Here is a 4945-nt window from a genome sequence, read left to right on the forward strand (position 1 = left end):
CAGGCTTCTGTAAGGGAGCGAAAGTCTGAGGAGAGAACCACCTCTGGGTGGGATTTCGCCAGGAATCTAATTCAAGTGGACTCGTTGAGCCAGAAATTCACAGCAGTGATGCTAGAAGAATCCACGTCCGTTTACGGCGTGGGGTATGTCAAACTAAAAATTGTCTTAATATTCTAACCCTGTTGATCATGAAATCTCGTTATCGGCTGCGTCTTCAGATCTGTCTTGTCTTTCTTATTATCGCCCTGACGAGTTTGTCTCCTTGGCTAACCTCTAGCGCCTATGCGGGGATCGATGATGATCGCCTCGATGGTAATATTTTTGTGGTCTATGCGGGTAATGGTTCCCTCGTACCACCGCGTCTAAATTTAGCGGAAACTTTTCAACGGAAAATTCCAGCTATAATCGTCTATTATCTGGATGATAGTAGTGATTGTAAGCAATTTGCGGCGATTGTCTCCCGTTTTCAAGAGTTTTACGGTCGCGCCGCCAGTATTATCCCCGTTACTGTCGATTCTATCCCCTTAAAGTCTTCCTATCGTCCCGATGAACCGGGTTACTATTATCGCGGTGGGGTTCCCCAAACGGTGGTTTTAGACCAACAGGGTAAAGTGGTTTATGATGGTTTGGGCAATGTTAAATATGAAGATGTGGATGATGTCTTAAGAAAGGTTTTTGATCTTTTGCCTCGATCAGAATCGGTAGAGTTAAAAAGACGCTCTTTTAACGAGTTTAACGCTGAATTGCGCTAGTTACCTCTTTTTTATCCTCAATTGAACCAAAAATAATCATTTAGAGATGCTGTCAGCAGCGTCTCTATCTTGTTTTTAGGAACAATAAAATTATTTACTTATTGCTTTTATTATCATTTAAGATTTATTTTAATCAATAAATGCTAGGCAATTCAGATTTTATCTGGAGTAATATTTGAAAAATATTTGCAACAGTGCCAGACTAGAAAAAGTTTGCTAACCTAATTATACTGAGAACAATAATCATTCTTATAGGTGTGAGAGACAGCAATGAAAATCAAGCAAAATTTCCTAACAGCTGCGATATTACTGGGTTTTTCTGGTCCGGTACTGGCTAATAGTCTCGAAAACCTCTCTAGTAACCCCATGGCACAGGTAACAAGTGTCAATCAATTGCGGGATGTTTCTCCCACCGCCTGGGCTTTTGAGGCCTTAAGAAGTCTCGTGGAGAGGTATGGTTGTATAGTAGGTTATCCTGACCGCACTTTTCGCGGTGAACGCGCTTTAACTCGTTGGGAATTTGCCGCCGGGTTGAATGCTTGCTTAAATACCCTGGAAAGATTGATTCAAGAAGGAGTAGCGGTATTAAAAGAAGATCTAGACAGAATCAAGCGATTAGTCAAGGAATTCGAGACAGAATTAGCGACATTAGGGGCAAGAGTTGATAACTTAGAAAATCGAGTCGCTTTTCTGGAAAATAATCAATTTTCCACCACTACTAAATTAACTGGGGAAGTGGTGATGGCATTATATGGGGTAGCCACAGGAGAAAAAAACGGTGGTGAAGGAATTCCCCAAGTGCCAGCTTTTGGTTATCGGGCCCGTTTAGAATTAAATACTAGCTTCACAGGCAAAGATTTACTCTATACCCGTCTAGCAACGGGAAATATTGCCGATTTAGCCGATACCACCGGAACTTTTCAAAGTACCTTAGCCTTTACCCAACCCGACGGCAACGATTTATTGCTAGAAGTTTTAAACTACAGTTTCCCCGTAACGGAAAATATCCACCTCTGGTTAGAAGCGACGGGAGGTGCTAAAGATGACTTTACCAATACCCTCAACTTTTTGGATGGAGATGGTGCTAGTGGGGCGCTTTCCGCTTTTGGTACCCGCAATCCCCTTTATTTTGCCCCCGGACAAACTGGACTCGGTTTACAGGGTAATTATGGGGCTTTGCAATTCAGCGCCGGTTATCTTGCTGGGGATGCTAACGATCCTAACCCGGGTGCGGGTTTATTTAACGGTTCCTATACTGCCCTAGGGCAGCTGGGTTATGTTCCTAACGAGAATTTTGGTATTGCTTTATCCTACCTTCATGGTTATAACCAATTAGATACGGGAACGGGAAGCCAGCGCTCGAATTTCCGATTTTTCACCGAAGAACTATTCGGGGAGGCTGTCCCGACAATTAATAATAGTTTGGGTTTACAATTTACTTGGCGAATTGTCGATGGTTTTGTCCTCGGTGGTTGGGGTGGTTACACAAAAGCTATCACCCTTAGCACCTTAGATGGACAACTAGAACGCGGGGATTTAGATATCTGGAATTGGGCGGTAACTTTGGCTTTTCCTGATTTATTTAAGGAAGGAAATACCGCTGGTATTATTGTTGGTATGCAGCCCTGGGTGTCTAGTTCTAGTATTAGATTAAATGATGGTAGTTCCACTAATGATCCCGATACTTCCTTTCATATCGAAGGATTTTATGAGTGGAAACTCACCGATAATATTGCCCTTACTCCGGGGGTAATCGTGATTACTTCTCCCAACTCAAATAACAACAATTCCACCTTAGTTATCGGTACTATCCGAACGACTTTTACTTTCTGATTTGTCCAGGCAGCCGGTCAGAAATAAAGATAAAGTATGACGGGATTTGACATCATTTCTCGACGGCTGGCTGCTGTTCCTGCGTTTCGCACTCTAAACTAACTGAATTAAGGGGCATTTATGGTATTTTTAGAGGCAATTTAGCCTACTTTTGTGGTTTCCTTTTCATGGCGATACAATGAAGTTACTGCCACTTAATGAAACCTCTATGAACCTCATCCTTCCCTCTAAACTTCTGCAAACAGTACAAATGACTGAAGCTCAAATGCTCACGGAAATCGCTGTCATGCTTTATCAGCAGCAACGCCTTCAATTTGAACAAGCAGCCGAACTAACGGGAATGGCACTCGATGATTTCTACCAATTGCTAGTATCGCGTAATATCCTCACTCCACCCACTGACCCTGACGACGAACCAAAAGAACTCATCCTCACCAGTCTTTGTATTTCTCTTCAGCAAGCTAAAGAAGGCAAAGTACATCCCATCTCTGAACTCTGGGATGGCATAGATGACTGAAGAAATTCCCTCTATTAAGCTCCTTTTCTCTGATGAATTCAAGGATCGACTTCGCACCCTCGCCAAACGCTATCGGAGCATTCGTACTGACCTACAACCTCTAATTGATGACCTTCAGATAGGCAAATTCATCGGCGATCAAATACCAGGAATAGGCTACACTGTCTTTAAAGTTCGCCTCAAAAACAGCGATATTCAAAAGGGCAAAAGTAGCGGCTATCGTGTTATCTATCAACTTAAAGACAATGGTTGTGTTTTGATGCTCCTCATCTATACCAAATCTGACCAAACAGACATCCCAGCGCAGCAAATTCAAGACATCATTAATAAGTTTGACAATTTTTATAAGTATTAATAGATGCCAAAAATAAACCCTCTCAAGATTGAATGAAGGGACATCGATGGTATTTTTAGAGGCAATTTAGCCTACTTTTGTGGTTTCTTTTTCAGTGGATTTAGGGGGTTTTAGTTGGCAACTGATAATAAAGCCTCTTCTATTGGCTTTGGTAACTCAATAGCATGAAACCGATTCACAGAAAAAGCGTAATCTTCACCACTTTCATCAATAACCCGAATTAGACTGTTTATTTCTGCTGTCTCATCAGGGATAACGCGGTATATTTTGCCCACCTCTAGTGAAGCTTCGTAGCCTTCATTATTGAGACAAACTGCGAACTTATTTGTTGGAGATGACTCTATTTTCATGGTCAATCTAGAAAGGGTAACTTGAGCTTAAATTCTTTTTTGCCGATGCCATGAGCTTCATACCAATGAACTTCAGCTAACCTTACTATACCATTGGCAAGCTGAACTTGGGCTATGCCCTTTAATTTTCTCCATTTACCTTTGCCATACTGTTTTTGCAACCGTTCCCGATTACGAATTCCTGTTCCTGTGGCAATAATCTCGATATTCGTGATATCGCTGATAATCTCAAAGTCCACGATCGATCAAGCAATCTTCAAGAGTGGCCTTTCATTATAGCATCTATTGCCAAAAAAGAGATATAAAAAAACAAAACCCCCTCAAGATTGATTGAAGGGGCATTTATGGTATTTTTAGAGGCAATTTAGCCTACTTTTGTGGTTTCTTTTTCGGTGGATTTGGATGGTTTTAGTTGGCGCTTGAGGGTTGAAGCTGCGCCGGAGCCGAAGGTGATGATACTCAAACTGTTATTTTTTGTACTGTAGATTTTTTGGTTATTTCCTTAGGATGTCTGAACAATTGACCTTCATTTTGGTAGAAAACTTCATACTCCGGGGCTGGTTCAAGACGTAACTGTTTCCATAAACTAATTCCTTCTTGTTTAAAATCCATTTCAGCTTGCTGATTAGGAAAATCTGATAAAGGTGGATAGTCTTGATTTAAAGTCTTATCGTAAGTATCCTGCCATGGGTTTAAACGCTGAATAGTTTCTTTACTTAATGGTAATTCTTCAGGAGCAATGTTATCAATTTCATCTACTCCCCAAAGTGGGTAACTTCCATAATCTGCCCAAAGTTTGATTCTGATTGCCATAACTATCATTCCTGAATAAGTTTATTAATTAATCGCGTTGGAGTTGGATTAGCACTCACTAAGTAACCATTATGACTAATTTCTAGAGAAACATACTGAATAATTCCATTGATTTCTACTTGATAAATTATGCGACTTTTTCCTTGTATGCCAATAATTGTCCCCTCACTAATAGCTGTTATAATTAAATCAGGAATTTGTTCTTCGGCAATACCTCTCTGGAGGAAATCTTCTCGATGATTTTCTAGAATATGCAGTAATCCAGAACCTCTCTCTCCTCCTTTTCCTGTTTCTAGAAAAACAATTTTCCCGCTAGGATCTTTAG

Annotated in this window: 8 protein-coding genes and 1 pseudogene; 4 read left to right on the forward strand and 5 right to left on the reverse strand. The window is 40.8% G+C overall.

Annotated features, from left to right (window positions below):
* Positions 1 to 188: 188 nt before the first annotated feature.
* The 4 genes from PX636_RS17350 to PX636_RS17365 all read left to right on the forward strand — a co-directional run bounded on the left by PX636_RS17350 (position 189) and on the right by PX636_RS17365 (position 3457).
* On the forward strand, positions 189 to 752 hold the full coding sequence (locus tag PX636_RS17350) for a thylakoid membrane photosystem I accumulation factor (RefSeq protein ID WP_288118046.1): 564 nt from the start codon (positions 189 to 191) through the stop codon (positions 750 to 752).
* Between the two features lie 270 nt (positions 753 to 1022).
* Positions 1023 to 2585, forward strand: a complete 1563-nt coding sequence (locus tag PX636_RS17355; protein ID WP_288118048.1) for an iron uptake porin — start codon at positions 1023 to 1025, stop codon at positions 2583 to 2585.
* Between the two features lie 178 nt (positions 2586 to 2763).
* On the forward strand, positions 2764 to 3102 hold the full coding sequence (locus PX636_RS17360; RefSeq protein ID WP_012264498.1) for a UPF0175 family protein: 339 nt from the start codon (positions 2764 to 2766) through the stop codon (positions 3100 to 3102).
* A complete protein-coding gene (locus PX636_RS17365; RefSeq protein WP_288118057.1) occupies positions 3095 to 3457 on the forward strand; it encodes a type II toxin-antitoxin system RelE/ParE family toxin in 363 nt (120 codons plus the stop codon). The genes PX636_RS17360 and PX636_RS17365 overlap by 8 nt, the downstream gene beginning before the upstream one ends.
* A 110-nt stretch (positions 3458 to 3567) precedes the next feature.
* On the opposite strand, the gene PX636_RS17370 is transcribed toward PX636_RS17365, so the two are convergent.
* The 5 genes and pseudogenes from PX636_RS17370 to PX636_RS17390 form a co-directional block, all read right to left on the reverse strand.
* The gene (locus PX636_RS17370) at positions 3568 to 3807 is read right to left on the reverse strand and encodes a hypothetical protein (protein WP_002751846.1); all 240 of its coding nucleotides are present in this window, start codon (positions 3805 to 3807) and stop codon (positions 3568 to 3570) included.
* Positions 3808 to 3809: 2 nt separating this feature from the next.
* Positions 3810 to 4046 carry a hypothetical protein gene (locus PX636_RS17375; RefSeq protein WP_072926254.1) on the reverse strand — a complete coding sequence of 79 codons (237 nt, stop codon included), beginning with the start codon at positions 4044 to 4046 and terminating at the stop codon, positions 3810 to 3812.
* A gap of 125 nt (positions 4047 to 4171) precedes the next feature.
* Positions 4172 to 4252, reverse strand: a pseudogene (locus tag PX636_RS17380) (PEP-CTERM sorting domain-containing protein); the annotation flags it as partial.
* Between the two features lie 14 nt (positions 4253 to 4266).
* Positions 4267 to 4620, reverse strand: a complete 354-nt coding sequence (locus PX636_RS17385; RefSeq protein ID WP_288118058.1) for an immunity protein CdiI family protein — start codon at positions 4618 to 4620, stop codon at positions 4267 to 4269.
* Positions 4621 to 4625: 5 nt separating this feature from the next.
* Positions 4626 to 4945 (reverse strand): hypothetical protein (locus tag PX636_RS17390; RefSeq protein ID WP_288118059.1); only part of this gene is annotated, 320 nt, incomplete at its 5' end.

This window comes from Microcystis sp. M53598_WE2, from assembly GCF_030067735.1.
GTDB classification, from domain to species: domain Bacteria; phylum Cyanobacteriota; class Cyanobacteriia; order Cyanobacteriales; family Microcystaceae; genus Microcystis; species Microcystis aeruginosa.

What these genes read in the sequence shown, in the direction of transcription:
- PX636_RS17350 (WP_288118046.1), top strand. Translation starts at nt 189, where the DNA reads ATGAAATCTCGTTATCGGCTGCGTCTTCAGATCTGTCTTGTCTTTCTT.
- PX636_RS17355 (WP_288118048.1), top strand. Translation starts at nt 1,023, where the DNA reads ATGAAAATCAAGCAAAATTTCCTAACAGCTGCGATATTACTGGGTTTT.
- PX636_RS17360 (WP_012264498.1), top strand. Translation starts at nt 2,764, where the DNA reads ATGAAGTTACTGCCACTTAATGAAACCTCTATGAACCTCATCCTTCCC.
- PX636_RS17365 (WP_288118057.1), top strand. Translation starts at nt 3,095, where the DNA reads ATGACTGAAGAAATTCCCTCTATTAAGCTCCTTTTCTCTGATGAATTC.
- PX636_RS17370 (WP_002751846.1), bottom strand. Translation starts at nt 3,807, where the DNA reads ATGAAAATAGAGTCATCTCCAACAAATAAGTTCGCAGTTTGTCTCAAT.
- PX636_RS17385 (WP_288118058.1), bottom strand. Translation starts at nt 4,620, where the DNA reads ATGGCAATCAGAATCAAACTTTGGGCAGATTATGGAAGTTACCCACTT.